The organism is Pseudomonas sp. NPDC088368 (assembly GCF_044753445.1).
GTDB lineage: Bacteria > Pseudomonadota > Gammaproteobacteria > Pseudomonadales > Pseudomonadaceae > Aquipseudomonas > Aquipseudomonas bambusae.
Window position 1 is genome coordinate 238,823 of sequence record NZ_JBIVNG010000002.1, and the last position, 13,783, is coordinate 252,605.

Here is a 13,783-nt window from a genome sequence, read left to right on the forward strand (position 1 = left end):
GTCGTTACGAATGGCTGGGCGTGGCGTCGGGTTTTGACCCTGCGGTGACGGGCGCCGCGCCGGGTTTCGGTGTCGTGCGCACGCTGAACACCAGGATCGCGGCGATGATCGACGTGGCGGTCAGGCCATACAGCCCACCCTGAATCGAGCCCGTCTGTTGTTCGAGGATGCCAAACGCGGTCGGTGCGACGAAGCCGCCGAGGTTGCCCACCGAGTTGATCAGGGCGATCACGCCAGCGGCGATGCGGGCGTCGAGATAGCCTTGCGGGATTGGCCAGAACAGCGACGAGGCCGATTTGAAACCCATGGCCGCAAAGCAGATGGCGACGAAGGCGAACACTGGACCGCCCGTGGTGGACATGAACATCCCGGCCGCCGCAATCAACAGCGCCGCGGCGACCCAGGCCTGCTGGTGCTTCCACTTCGCCGAGAGGCTGGCGAAGCCGTACATACAGACGATGGCGATGAACCACGGGATCGAGTTGTACAGGCCGACCTGGAAGTCGCTCATGTTGCCCATCTTTTTGATGATGCTCGGCAGCCAAAACGTCGCTGCGTAGATCGTCAACTGAATGAAGAAGTACATCAGGCAGAACAGGATGATTTGCGGGTCTTTCAGCAATTGGCCGATAGACAGCTTCACCGGGCTGGCGGCTTCACGGGCGCGCTGTTCGGCGTCGATGGTTTCGGTCAGCGCATCTTTTTCCGCCTGAGTCATCCACTTGGCGTCCTGGGGTTTCGAATCCAGCCAGAACCAGACGAACACGCACAGTGCAACGGAGAACAGGCCTTCAATGAGGTACATCCACTGCCAGCCGTGCATGCCCAGGCCCTCGATTTGCAGGAGCATGCCGGACAGCGGCCCAGAGATCAGCGAGGCAAATGCCGAGCCGCTGAGGAAGATGGCGATGGCCTTGCCGCGCTCGACGCCCGGCAGCCAGCGGGTGAAGTAGTAGATCACCCCCGGAAAGAAACCGGCTTCGGCCACGCCCAGCAAGAAACGCAGGATGTAGAAGTGGGTTTCGTTTTGAATGAAGGCCATGCCGGCAGCGACCAGGCCCCACGTGAACATGATGCGGGTCAGCCAGAGGCGGGCGCCGACTTTCTGCATGAGGATATTGGAGGGGACTTCGAACAGCGCGTAGGCGACGAAGAACAGGCCAGCGCCGAAACCGTAGGCGGCTGCGCCGATGCCCAAGTCGTGTTCCATATGACTACGGACGAAACCGATGTTGACCCGGTCGATGTAGTTGACGATGAACATGATGACGAACAGCGGCAGGATATGACGTTTGACTTTGGAAACCGCCGATTGCAAGACGGAATCGTTGACGTCATCCACTCGTGATGAGGGTGTGTTCACTCTGTTGACTCCCACTGATTATTTTTATGCGGGGCTTTCGTATGTGTGTGACAAGGTGTGTGCGCCTTGTTGTTAGTCATCATACAAGTACGCGTTATCTCCGCAAGCGGTTTTCATGGGCTTGTGGGAAATATTTCGGTGTCATAGGCTTGCTTGTCTGACAAGTTGGACGAGTCTGGTCAAGCCGTCGAGTGGCCTGTTCCACAGGGATTCTCTCGGGATTTTCTCAAGACGGGCGAGGTGCGTGGCGATCACTCGTTCCGGTCTGTCGGGTTGAAAAAAGACAAGTGCAATCAGGGCAGATACTCCATCATTCGAGGCCACTGTCAGGACAACCTCCATGCAAACACCCTCTCATACACTTCCCAAACGGCGGCAGCACAACCTGGCCACGGACCTGGTCACAGACCTCAGTCAGCGGATTCTCATGGGCAGCATCGCGCCGGGGGAAAAGCTGCCGTCCGAGAGTGAAATCGTGCGTCAGCACGGGGTGAGCCGGACCGTGGTGCGGGAAGCGATTTCCAAGTTGCAGGCGTCAGGGCTGGTGGAAACCCATCAAGGCAAGGGCACTTTCGTGCTGCAACGCACCGAGCAGAGCGGTATGCGCTTGAACGTCGAGACCGCGTATAGCGTGCGTCACATCATCGAACTGCGGCTGGGCCTTGAAACCCAGGCGGTGGCGCTGGCGGCTCAGCGGCGAACCCAGGAACAACTGTCGGCCATGCGTTTGGCACTGGATGACTATCAGGACCTGCTGGCCAAGGAAGACAGCTGCGTGGAGGCGGACCGCCGCTTTCACTTGCTGATTGCCGAAGCGACGGGTAACCCGTACTTCGTCGAGATCCTGCAGAACCTGGGCAACGCCGTCATCCCCCGCAGCCGCATCGCCACCAGCGAACGGGCTGGCACTAGTCTGACGAACCATGCGTATCTGGCGAACCTCGAACACGAAGCCATCCTCGCCGCCATCCGCCGCCAGGACCCCGACGCCGCCCGCGCCGCGATGCTGACCCATTTGAGCAACAGCCGAGAGCGGCTGGCGCCGGGGGAGTGATGTTGAACGGTGACGGCTGTTCAGGCTTCTGACCGAAGGCCGTGGGCGTAGGTTTGCCTGAGATCTGTCGGGTGTGCTTCTGCCAGAGGCGTAGGAGTTGGCTTGCCTACGATCTGCTGCGAAGCGGCAGCAAAATCAGACACCTCGGTTGTGTCAGGCATATCCGATACTCAGGTTTTACTACTGCTTCGCAGCAGATCGTAGGCAAGCCAACTCCTACGGCCTTCGGCCAGAATCAAAAGCGTGTGATCCTGCCTAATGCTTCAGTCGGTCGAAGATACCGCCCCCAACACCCCCATCATCACCCCCATCTGCCACTGGAAATACGGGTTGAACGTCAACCGCGCAAACACCTTGCCCGGCTCGCGATGCCCCCAGTCCGAGTACCACACCGCATCACCCTTCAAACACGTCTGCATGTCCGCCGCTTCCTGCCCGTTCCAGCAGATCCGCTGGCTCCCATCCTGCCCGTACAACGGATTTTCCGGCGAGAACAGCAGGCCCATATGGGAAAACTGGGCAATGCGAAACTCTGGCAGGTAGTCAGTGCGCACCAGCACGCGCGGAGATTGGGCGGCGTTCGCCGGTTGATCCCCGTACCAGATCAGGCGGCTGTCCGGATGGCTGAATCGCGCATTGAACGTGTCCAGCACATACGCCGTGTCGAGCACCGAGTCGTGCTGCGTGATCGCAACGAACACCGGCTTGTCGTAAGGCCGCTCTTGAATACGGTCCTGCGCCAGCAAAGCGCTGCGGTAGAACTGGGCGAAACCGTTGGTGGGCACATTCAGATAACGAACCGGCGTCTGCATCGGTCGGACGCCATCGTCGGGCTTCGCCAGCCACGGCCGGAACCAGCCGATGTATTGCGTCATCCAGGCGTAAGTGTTTTCCGGGCGAAACGCGGGAGAAAACAGCACCAACCCGGCGATGTCCGCATGCGCATAGGCATAATCCAGCACCAGATTGGCCCCGGTGGAAAAGCCCCCCAGATACACCGTCGGCACCTCGCGACGCAGAATCAGCGTCTGTTCGCGTACCACTTGCTGCCACTGCTTGAGCGTCACATCGAGCATGTCCGACGGCTTGCTGCCGTGCCCCGGCAACAACACCGTGCGCACCAGAAAGCCCTGATCAGCCAGCGCCTGCCCCACATCATTGAACGACCAGGGCGAATCCCCCAGCCCATGCACCAACAGAATCCCGCGCTTCGCCACCCCCACAGGCCGCCATTCGCGGGGCGCATTCCACTCCAGCTCGGCAGCGTGATCATCGGTTTGAAAGGTACGGTTCTGCTGGAGCCAGGCCAGGGTCTGCTGGCGATACTCGGCAAAACTCGACTGACCCAACGGCACCTCGGTGGACGCGCAGGCGGGCAAGGTCAGCAGGGGAAGGAGCAGGGCGAGGCGGGATAGGGGCAAAGTGGTGTGACCTCACAAGCATCGGCGATGCTTGGCACTCTGCCATGCTGTCGATGCCTTGGGTATCCGGGGCGGGTGATTGTCATGCGGGAACTCGCGGCAAAAATCAGGCAGACTTCGCAGAACCCTAAAAACAAGATGTGACCTGTATGACCCGTTTAACGCGCCGCTCCCCGGAAGTGCCCCATGTTCGCCCTTGATCACGCGCTGGCCCAAGACATCGTTGATCGGGCGATGGCGATTTTGCCGTGCAACGTCAATGTGATGGATTACCTCGGCATCATCATTGGCAGCGGTGAGGCGGAGCGGTTGTACACGCGGCATGAGGGCGCGCAGTTGGTGCTGGCCAATCGTCGGGTGGTGGAAATCGATGCGCACACGGCCAGGCAACTGGACGGTGTGCGACCGGGGGTGAACCTGCCGTTGATGCTGGACCAGAAGCTGGTGGGGGTGCTGGGCATCACGGGGGAGCCGGATCAGGTGCGGGTCTATGCCGAGCTGGTGAAGATGACGGCGGAAATGCTCATGGAGCACCGTCGTCAGCAGGCCGACCAGCAGTGGCGGCATCAGCGCAGTGAGGATTTGCTGGCGCGGCTGTTGTGGGGCGACAGCGCCGAGCATCTGGTCGATGAGGCCGAACAGCTGGGTTTGCAGCCGCAATTGCCGCGTCAGGCGGTGTTGATCGAACTGCCTGACGGTGCGGGCTATGCGGGTCCACTGGCGGCCTGGTTGAACGGACGTTACGCCAACAGTTGGTGTGTGTCGTGCGAGCCGAGCCTGGTGTATTGGTGTCGTGCGGCGGGCAAGGATCGCGATGATGCCTTGTTACTGGAGCAGTTCGACGAGCAGGGCTGGCCGGTGTCGCGCATGGCCACGGTCGAGCCGTCGTCAGACTTGACCTCTTTACGCCACGCCTGCACGGCCGCCCGCGATCTGCTGGATTACGCCCGTCACGTTCAACCGCAACACCGGCTGTTGAGGTTGGCGAGTCATCGGCTCGCGGTGCTGTTCTGGCGCAATCGCCATGACTGGCTGGCCGAGGAAATCGCCGAACCGGTGCTGCGTTTGCAGGGTAACGGCCAACTGCTCGACACCCTGCGCGCCTGGTTCGATTACAGCGGCGAAAGCCAGGCCTGCGCCGATGCCTTGGGGATTCATCGCAACAGCCTGCGCTATCGGCTGGAGAAGATTGCCGAGGTGAGCGGGTGTGACCCGTACCGGACCGATGAGCTGCTGAGGTTGTACTTGGGGATGCAGATGGTCCCGCGCTAAGTCATCAGCCCCCGACGCTGCAATCCATGGCATCCCGGGTCCTCTGTAGGAGCGAATTCATTCGCGAAGCGCTGTTTCAGGCGATGGAGATGCGGGGCCTGTGCCAATAATGTCTCGCGAATGAATTCGCTCCCACAGGTTGAGTCCGGTACCCGCCACGCTTCACAAATCCATCGCCTCGACCACCTCAACCCGCCCGCGCACCTGCTTGGCCCGATACAGCGCCTTGTCCACCGAGCGCAACAGGGCTTCGAAGTCTTCCCGGCTGTTCAACGTCGAGGTCTGAGCCAGCCCTGCGCTGAAGCCAATCGGAAACGGCAGCGTCGATTCTCCCGTCGGCGGGTCCAGCGCCTCGCGCAAACGCTTCATGAACATCTGCGCCTGTTGCACATCGGTGCCGGGGAACACCAACAAAAACTCCTCGCCGCCCCAACGCACGAACACGTCCTCCTTGCGCATCAACCGAGTCACGGTGTTGGCGAACAGTTGCAGGGCTGAATCCCCCATTGCATGGCCGTACTGGTCGTTGATGCGCTTGAAGTTGTCCAGGTCGATCATCGCCACGGCCAGCGGGTAGCGTTGCGGCCCGTTCTGACGACGCTCCTGATGAAGAATGCTCGCCACCGCACCGCGTCGGTTCAGGGCGCCGGTCAGGGTGTCGGTGATGCTCAATTGCACGACCTGCTGGCGCAATTGCTCCTGCAACATCAGGGCGAAGCTCAGCGTAAACAGGAACGAGACCATGAAATCCATTGCCAGCGCAGGCAGCGAGAACATGTCCGGTTCGTCGAAGGTCAAGGGCGGCGGGGGATCGACGGCCAGCGTAATCGCGGAATGGGCATGAAAGATCAGCAGCGCGACGTGCCCGGCAAGCAACGCCCAGGCCCCACGAAAGCGTGTTCTCAAAGGCCAGGTCACGTAGAACTGCACGCCGATGGTCAGCACGCAAAACAGGAAAAACCACGACAGCATGTAATCGTTGTGCAGCAGCACTCTGGCGCCGATGCCGTACAGCAGCACCGGCGTGAGCAGCATTCGCAGGTGCCACGCGACACCGTGGGCACGTTCGGCCAGTTGATGCAGCGCCAGGGTGTGGCAACCGATGGCCAGCAACAGCCCTGCAGTGTTGGCGATAAAGGCAGTTTCTGGCGTGAGAATGCCTAGCCAGTCGGGGCCTTGGGGAATGACGCCGGGTTGCAACAGGTCGACCGCGCGATAGGCCGCCAACACCAGATCCCCGGCAATCCACCAGTGCAGCGGCGCGCGGTGACGGCTGGTGCCGACGTAGGACAGGCACAGCATCAACGTGGTCATGAGTCCGAACGGGATGATGATGAACAGCAGGGTGACAGGATCGTTCAGAAGCATAGGGCTGCGGCTTTCATCATGAAAAAACCAAAACGGGCAGACCGGCCATGAGGTGGCGATAACCCGTAGAAAAATAGTGGCTATATAGTGTCATATTCGCCGGTTTGTGTGGCCGAAATGTCTCCGATACAGCAGACGTTATAGAGAACAACCCGCCAACCGTCGACATCTCCGGGCCTTTTGTTCAGATGAACAACACAGCGTCTGACCGCGTTGTGCGAAGGGCAGGCGGAATTTTCCGGCACCCGTGCGAAGATCGCGACCATCGATAAGGAGAACACCATGAACATCGTCATCGCCCCGGATTCCTTCAAGGACAGCCTCAGCGCCCAAGGTGTCGCCCAGGCCATCGCCAGCGGCTTGCGTGAGGTGTGGCCGGACGCGCGGCTGGTCGAATGCCCAATGGCCGATGGCGGCGAAGGCACCATCGAAGCGGTATTGGCCGCTTGTGGCGGGCAATGGATGACCACCGACGCAACAGGACCGTTGGGCGCATCGACCCAGGCGCAGTGGGGATGGCTGCCTGACACCCGTACCGCGATCATCGAAATGGCGATGGCCAGCGGCTTGCAGATGCTGACCCTGAAACAGCGCGATGCCACGGTGACGACGACGTATGGCACCGGCGAATTGATCGCCGCCGCGTTGGACGCCGGTGCGCAGCGGGTCATTCTGGCCATCGGCGGCAGTGCCACCAATGATGCGGGCACGGGCATGCTGTCGGCCTTGGGTGCGCGCTTTCTCGATCAAGAGGGCGAGCCGCTGCCCCCCGGCGGTCTGGCACTGGGCCAGGTCGCACAGATTGATCTGGATGGGCTGGACGCCCGCCTCAAGGACGTGCAGTTCGAAGTCGCCGCCGACGTCAACAACCCACTCTGCGGACTCAACGGCGCATCACATATTTTCGGGCCACAGAAAGGCGCTTCGCCGGAGCAGGTGCTGGCATTGGACGCAGCGTTGGGCCACTTCGCCGAAGTCTCTGCCCGCGTGCTGGGCAAGGATGACAGCGAGTACCCTGGCACCGGCGCGGCAGGGGGAATGGGGTTCGCTGCGAAAGCCTATCTCAATGCTTCGTTCCGTCCGGGTGTTGAAGTGGTTGCTGACCTGACCGGTCTGGCCGACGCCCTTCAGGGCGCCGATCTGGTGATCACCGGGGAAGGGCGCTTCGATGCCCAGACCCTGCGCGGCAAGACGCCGTTCGGTGTCGCGAAAATCGCCCAGCGTCATGGCGTGCCGGTGATCGTGCTTGCGGGCACCTTGGGCGAGGGCTACGCGGACCTTTACGAACACGGCATCAGCGCGGCGTTTGCCTTGGCCAGCGGGCCGATGACGCTGGAGCAGGCCTGCGACAACGCCGCGTCTCTGCTGCACGACCGGGCACGGGACCTGGCGCGGGTGTGGCGCCTCGCCGCGCAGTGACCGAGCGATCGGTCAATCAGTTGTCGCCCAGGCAGGTGTTGCCGCTGGTTTCATAACGCAGGGTGTGGGCCTTGCCCATGTGATCGACGTAGCCCAGGTCCACCGGACGCACGCCGCAGAAATTCAGGTTCGGGGTCTTGGTGACTTCGGCGATATCGAGCTTGGTGCCGTAGGTGTATTCCTGCACCTGCGGCATGTTCTTCATGTCGGCGTGGGCGGTCAGGGCAACGCTGCTCAGCACGGTCAGGGTCAGGGCGATCAATGTGGTTTTCATGGGAGGCTTCCTCATTTCAGGGTTAATAACTTCTTGAGCCCGTATGACGAAGCCGGGGGAGGGTTATTCCCGGAGGCGTGAAAATTCTTTGCCTGATGCAGATTCAACTGTGGGAGCGAATTCATTCGCGAAGGCGGTGGAACAGTCGGTACATCTCCAGGGTCTGGCCCATTTTTCGCGAATGAATTCGCTCCCACAGGGGTTCGATATCGCCACGAGATCCGCGGCGTGACGCAGGAGTAACTGTAGGAGCGAATTCATTCGCGAAGGAGGTACAGCCGACGCAGATATGTCGCCTGTGAACCCATTCGCGAATGAATTCGCTCCCACGAAGGTCTCGTGCCGCAGTCCGATCACCGGCTCTGCAACTGCTCCAACACCTGCGCCGTGGTCCACAACCCATGCGCAATGAACCGGTAATTGATCAACGCCGCCTGATACCCGTCACCCTCCGGCACTTGTGGCGCGGCCGTCGCGTCGCGCACCACGATCACTTCGAAGCCTTGCTCCACCAGATCACGCAGGTGCGATTCGACGCACAAATTGGCCGCCATCCCCGCCAGAATCACCTGCGAGACCCCTTGTTTGCGCAGTTGCAGGGTCAGGTCGTTGGTCTGCGGGCCGTAGATTTTGTGCGGCGAGCAGATGATGGTTTTGCCGTCGAGAATGTACGGTTTGTACTGCGGCATGAAGTCGGCGCCGGAGCCGTCGAAGCCAGTCAGGTCCAGCGGCGATGTCCGGTCAAACATGCCGACGTCGTGCATCATTTTTTCCAGCGGTCCGCCATGCTCCCAGGTGTGGTCACAGGGGTAGTAATAATGAGGGGAAATGACCACCGCGATCCCGGCCTGTTTGGACGCCGCGAATAACTGCTCCAGGTGGCCAACCACGCCATTCTCGGTGACGCTGTTGCCCACCAACGGCCAGGTCACGCCTTTTTCGCTCAAGAAATCCACCTGCGGATCGATCACCACCAGCGCGGCACGCGTGAGGTCCAGGGAAAAGTCGACCTTCGGCAACACACCGTTTTCGGGGTCACGGTAGAGGGAATTGACGTTCGAATCAGTGCTCATTGTGAGGCTCCTCGGATTGGAATAACCTCTTGCGGTCGCCGCCGACCGGGGCGTCGCAAGTGAGGATTATCCTCGTTCTTTACGTCGGAGGGGTTTTGTCCCAACGTCCGCGTTTTTTTCCTGAAGTGACTCAATGGACGCGCTATCCGAGTTTTTCGACCGAATCCACATGAACGGACGGCTGTTCTACGCCGGGACGGTGTTCGACACCCTCGACATCAACAAGCCCGACGGCACGGCGTTCATTCACATCGTCGAACGCGGCGACCTGGCGTTGATTCGTCCTGGCCACCCGCGCATCGCGCTGGACGGCCCCACCGTTCTCCTGTGCCCGAGCACCTGTCGTTACAAGCTACAACCGACCACCGAGCAGGGCGCCGATATCCTCTGCGCCACCTTCGAATTCGGCGTCAGCATGGGCCGCTCGTTTCCGCTGGGCGTCACCGACACGCTGGTGTTTCCGTTCAAGGACATCGAGCCGCTGGTGCCGGTGATCACGGCGCTGCTGGCCGAATTTCGCGCTCAGGGTGCCGGGCATCGCAAGGGCCTGAGCGTGCTCTTCGAATACATCTTCATCGTGCTGGTACGGCGGGCGATGGAGGACGGGATGATTGCGCGGGGCGGGCTGAGCGCGATCCTCGACCCGCACTTGGGCGCTGCGATCAACGCGATTCACCTGAACCCGGAGCAGGACTGGAACCTCAGGCAACTGGCCGAGCTGGCGTGCATGTCCCGCAGCAAATTCTCGGCGCAGTTCCTCAAGGTGGTCGGCGTGTCACCTATCGCCTACCTCACGGCGTGGCGGATGAAGCTGGCGCGGGACCTGATGAAGCAAGGCGTGAAGCTCAAGGTGATTGCCGCGTCGGTGGGCTACAGCTCCCAAGCCGCGCTCAGCAAAGCGTTCGTCCAGGAAATGGGCCTGCCGCCTGGGGAATGGCTCAAACGGCAGGACTGACCCCCTTGGATCAAGGAAAGTCAGGCGGGATTGAGTTGCAGGGCCGGGATGGGTTTGCGCATCAGCGTGCCCACCAACACCGCGCCCACCAGACCAATGCACCCGGCGACCCACAACACCGAGCCGAAACCCGTCACGAACGCCTGCTGCGCCAAGGGTTGCACCACGACGCGGGCGCCCGTGTCGACAGCCTGCAACGCGGCGCTCATGTCACCGGCCACTACGCGAGACGCGATGTATTCGGCCTGGTCGAGCCATTCCGGCGCGAGGTTGAGCAGGCTCAGGTTCAACGCTTTCAACGTGTGGCTGGCGAGCAGCGCGCCGTAGACGCCCACCGCCAGCATGATCGCGCTGAAACGCATGGTGGTGCTCATGCCCGACGCCATGCCGGTGCGCTCCCGAGGCACGCAAGCCATGATGTTTTTCTGGGTGTCACCGTTCAGCAGCCCAGCCCCTGCACCGGTCACCGCCATGGCCAGCGCGAACGCCGGATAGCCGCCCAACGTGGTGGCCCAAGCGCACAGCAGGTTGCCGGCGCTGACCAGCGTCAACCCCAGCGCCATCATCGCGGCAGGCGACAGGTGCCGAGCCAGTTTTGGCCCCAGCCGAGGGAACAGCAGCATGGTGATTGCAAACGGCAGCATGCCCAGCCCCGAGCTGATGGCGCTGAAACCCAGTCCATTCTGAAGATAGAAGGGCAGCAGCGTCATCATCACCTGAGCGCACCCGGCGTAGGCGAACATGCCCAGCAACGCGCCGATGAAGCGCGGGTGTCTGAACAACTGCAAATCCACCATGGGCCGAGGCTGCAAGCGTTCCGCAACCACAAACAGGCCCAGCAACAGTGCGCCCCCGGCCAGGCGGGCGAAGGTCAACGGGTTGTCCCAACCGATGCGATTGGCTTCGATCAAACCCCAGATCAGGCTCAGCAGGCTGGCACTGAAAAACAGACTGCCGATAGGGTCCAGGCGGGCCGATTGTTCATTGCGCGACTCGCCGATATTGCGCGACACCATCGCCAGCAATAGCAGACCGACTGGCAGGTTGAGGTAGAAAATCCAGCGCCAGCCCACCAGTTCCGCGATCAAGCCACCGACAGTGGGCGCGGCGGTCATCGCCACCCCCATGCACGCGCCCCAGAACGCCCAGGCCTTGGCCCGTTCCACTTCGTCGTGAAACACGTGGCCGATGGTGGCCAGTGCCGAGGTCAACAGCAGCGCGGCCCCCACGCCCTTGACCGCCCGGGCGATGTCGAGAAACACAATGTTCGGCGCGGCGCCACATCCGACTGATGCGAGGATGAACAGCACCAGTCCTGTGAGCAGCATCTTCTTGCGCCCGAAGCGGTCCGCCAGACTGCCCGCGGGCAGCAGCAAGGCGGCGAACGCCAGCATGTAAGCGCTGACCACCCATTCAATGTCTGCGAACCCGGCGCCCAGGTCCCGGGCGATACTCGGCAGGGTCACGGCGACGATGTTGGTGTCGAGCACGATCAGCGAGCACACGCCGGAAGCGGTGAGCAGGGTCATGCGGGGGCTGGGATGAGGCATGGCAGCTCCAGTGTTAGGTTTTGACTAATGCTCAGTGAGCGACATTCGGGGCACGATGCGTATGTTTCAGGCTGAGCGCGCACCTCCTGTAGTGGTCGGGCATGCCAACGCAGGCGCACCAATACTCGCACTCCCGGCACGCCCCACAGATAGGGGGGCCGGTGACATTCAGAATATCGTCGAAAGGCGTATGCTTCGTTACCTGACTCCCACGAATCAATTACCTGCCAGGTAACGTGCTATGGAAATCCGTCATTTTCGCTACTTCCTCGCCGTTGCCCGGCACCGGCATTTCACGCGCGCCGCCGAGCAACTGGGCATCGCGCCGCCGACGTTGACCCGGCAGATTCAGGATCTCGAAAGCGCGTTGGGTACACGGTTGTTCGTCCGCGAGCAACGGGAGGTTCGTCTAACCGATGCAGGCCGCGCCTTGCAAATCGAGGCCGAGCTGGCGGTGCGTCAGTTCGAGACCGCGCAATACAACGTGCAGCGGGCCGGACGGGGCGAAGCGGGAAAGATCGAATTGGGGTACGTCGCTTCGGCCGTGTTTTCGGGCGTGTTGCAGCGTCAGGTGGGGGCGTTTCGCCAAGGGCATCCCGACGTCGAGTTCGCGATCACCGAATACCTGATGCCGGCGTTGCCGAGGATGATTGAAGAGGGGCGGCTGGACGTGGGCTTCATTCGTTCACCCATGAACCTGCCGGAATCGGTCAGCGCCGTGAAGCTGCTGACCGAAGGGTTTGCCCTGGCGCTGCCGAGCGCGTCGTGGTTGTGCAAGCTCAAGGTGATTAACGCGATGCACCTGCAAAACGAGGCGTTCATTCTGCCCGAGCAGATTTCCGGGACATTGGAGGTGGCGGCCCAAGGCGGCTTTGCGCCGACCCTGGGGCCGCAACCGGGCGGTCTGGTGTCCGTGGTCGCGCTGGTGAGCCTGGGGCAGGGCGTGGCAGTGGTCCCAGAATCGGTGGTCGATCACATCCAGTTGCCGAACGTGCTGTATCGACGCATCGAAGACTGTCAGCCCACCTCATACCTGTCGCTGATCCATCGCCGCTACGAAAAGGCCCCCGCGGTCACGCGCTTCATCGAACACGTGAAAAACTCGCGGGAGGCCTGATCGCCGCTTAGCGCGCCAACAGCCCGGCCAGCACGGTTTTCAGCGTCACATGGCCCTTGCGCGGCAGCCCTTCGAAGCGAATCCAGCCTTCGTTGAAGCCGTCGAGCATCTGCATGCGCGGCAGCGGATTGCTCATGCCTTGCGAGGTAAACAGGTCATGCCAGGTGTCGCGGGGCACCACCTGCATCGACACCGGCTTGCCCAGCAGTTCGCTAAAGGTGTCGGCGATCTGGTTCGGCGTGACGTGGCGCTCACCTTCCAGCTCGACGATGCGCTTGCCGAACCACTGTTCCTGCAACAGTTCGGCGGCGACGCGTCCGACGTCCGCCGTGGCAATCATCGGCACCGGTTTGTCCAGCGGCTGCAAAAAGCTGGGAATCACACCGGTTTCTGTCGCAGGCGCCACGTCCCACAGGCAGTTTTCCATGAACCAGCCCGGACGCAGGAAGGTCACCGGGAGCTCCAGCGTGCTCAGGCTTTTTTCCAGCAGTTGCAGCTGATTCAGCAAGTTGGGCTGCGTCGCCTGAGCGCCGATGGTGGAGATGCACACCACTTTGCCGGGGGCCGCCGTGGCCAGTGCTTCGTGAAGGTTGGCGATGACCTTGCGGGTTTCCGGAAAGCCTTCGGTCGGCGAGAAATTCGGCGGCAGCAGAATGAACACCGCGGTGCTGTTCTGGAAGGCAGTCGTCAACGCCGACACGTCGTCCACATCGGCGACCGCGACCTCGCAACCTTGATTCGCCCAAACCTGACCTTTCTCGGCGCTGCGCACCACTGCACGCACCGGTTTGCCCGCTGCCAGGAGATTGCGCGCCACTTCACTGCCCACTTGCCCGGTTACACCCATGATCGTGTACATGAATCCGTTTCCTCATTCGGGGCGACCTGATGTCGCCGTTGCGAGAATTATCGCGCCG

At 61.6% G+C, this 13,783-nt stretch carries 12 protein-coding genes; 5 read left to right on the plus strand and 7 right to left on the minus strand.

Annotated elements, in window-relative coordinates; translation table 11 throughout:
* Positions 1 to 4: 4 nt before the first annotated feature.
* A complete protein-coding gene (locus ACIQAL_RS04495) occupies positions 5 to 1,363 on the minus strand; it encodes an MFS transporter (protein WP_341958528.1) in 1,359 nt (452 codons plus the stop codon).
* A 340-nt stretch (positions 1,364 to 1,703) separates the two neighbouring features.
* Between ACIQAL_RS04495 and ACIQAL_RS04500 the strand changes: the two genes are divergently transcribed.
* Entirely contained in the window at positions 1,704 to 2,417 is a 714-nt protein-coding gene (locus tag ACIQAL_RS04500) for a FadR/GntR family transcriptional regulator (RefSeq protein WP_401142904.1), read from the plus strand.
* 263 nt (positions 2,418 to 2,680) lie between these two features.
* On the opposite strand, the gene ACIQAL_RS04505 is transcribed toward ACIQAL_RS04500, so the two are convergent.
* Positions 2,681 to 3,772 carry an alpha/beta hydrolase gene (locus tag ACIQAL_RS04505; RefSeq protein WP_401143733.1) on the minus strand — a complete coding sequence of 364 codons (1,092 nt, stop codon included), beginning with the start codon at positions 3,770 to 3,772 and terminating at the stop codon, positions 2,681 to 2,683.
* A gap of 252 nt (positions 3,773 to 4,024) precedes the next feature.
* Between ACIQAL_RS04505 and ACIQAL_RS04510 the strand changes: the two genes are divergently transcribed.
* Positions 4,025 to 5,110 (plus strand): CdaR family transcriptional regulator, encoded by a 1,086-nt coding sequence (locus ACIQAL_RS04510; protein ID WP_401142907.1) that lies wholly within the window; start codon positions 4,025 to 4,027, stop codon positions 5,108 to 5,110.
* A 162-nt stretch (positions 5,111 to 5,272) separates the two neighbouring features.
* On the opposite strand, the gene ACIQAL_RS04515 is transcribed toward ACIQAL_RS04510, so the two are convergent.
* The gene (locus ACIQAL_RS04515) at positions 5,273 to 6,478 is read right to left on the minus strand and encodes a diguanylate cyclase (RefSeq protein ID WP_401142910.1); all 1,206 of its coding nucleotides are present in this window, start codon (positions 6,476 to 6,478) and stop codon (positions 5,273 to 5,275) included.
* A 282-nt stretch (positions 6,479 to 6,760) separates the two neighbouring features.
* Between ACIQAL_RS04515 and ACIQAL_RS04520 the strand changes: the two genes are divergently transcribed.
* The gene (locus ACIQAL_RS04520) at positions 6,761 to 7,897 is read left to right on the plus strand and encodes a glycerate kinase (RefSeq protein ID WP_401142913.1); all 1,137 of its coding nucleotides are present in this window, start codon (positions 6,761 to 6,763) and stop codon (positions 7,895 to 7,897) included.
* A gap of 16 nt (positions 7,898 to 7,913) precedes the next feature.
* Here the strand turns inward: ACIQAL_RS04520 and ACIQAL_RS04525 are convergent, their stop codons facing one another.
* On the minus strand, positions 7,914 to 8,171 hold the full coding sequence (locus ACIQAL_RS04525) for a DUF2790 domain-containing protein (protein WP_166596842.1): 258 nt from the start codon (positions 8,169 to 8,171) through the stop codon (positions 7,914 to 7,916).
* A 353-nt stretch (positions 8,172 to 8,524) separates the two neighbouring features.
* Positions 8,525 to 9,244, minus strand: a complete 720-nt coding sequence (locus tag ACIQAL_RS04530) for a cysteine hydrolase (protein WP_401142915.1) — start codon at positions 9,242 to 9,244, stop codon at positions 8,525 to 8,527.
* 133 nt (positions 9,245 to 9,377) lie between these two features.
* Here ACIQAL_RS04530 and ACIQAL_RS04535 point away from each other — a divergent pair, with 133 nt between their 5' ends.
* A complete protein-coding gene (locus tag ACIQAL_RS04535; protein ID WP_401142918.1) occupies positions 9,378 to 10,199 on the plus strand; it encodes a helix-turn-helix domain-containing protein in 822 nt (273 codons plus the stop codon).
* A gap of 20 nt (positions 10,200 to 10,219) precedes the next feature.
* On the opposite strand, the gene ACIQAL_RS04540 is transcribed toward ACIQAL_RS04535, so the two are convergent.
* A complete protein-coding gene (locus ACIQAL_RS04540) occupies positions 10,220 to 11,749 on the minus strand; it encodes an MFS transporter (protein ID WP_401142921.1) in 1,530 nt (509 codons plus the stop codon).
* A 241-nt stretch (positions 11,750 to 11,990) separates the two neighbouring features.
* On the opposite strand from ACIQAL_RS04540, the gene ACIQAL_RS04545 reads away from it, so the two are divergent.
* Positions 11,991 to 12,866, plus strand: a complete 876-nt coding sequence (locus ACIQAL_RS04545; RefSeq protein WP_401142923.1) for a LysR family transcriptional regulator — start codon at positions 11,991 to 11,993, stop codon at positions 12,864 to 12,866.
* A 7-nt stretch (positions 12,867 to 12,873) separates the two neighbouring features.
* Here ACIQAL_RS04545 and ACIQAL_RS04550 read toward each other — a convergent pair whose 3' ends face one another.
* Positions 12,874 to 13,725 (minus strand): NmrA family NAD(P)-binding protein, encoded by an 852-nt coding sequence (locus ACIQAL_RS04550; protein ID WP_401142926.1) that lies wholly within the window; start codon positions 13,723 to 13,725, stop codon positions 12,874 to 12,876.
* Positions 13,726 to 13,783: the final 58 nt, after the last annotated feature.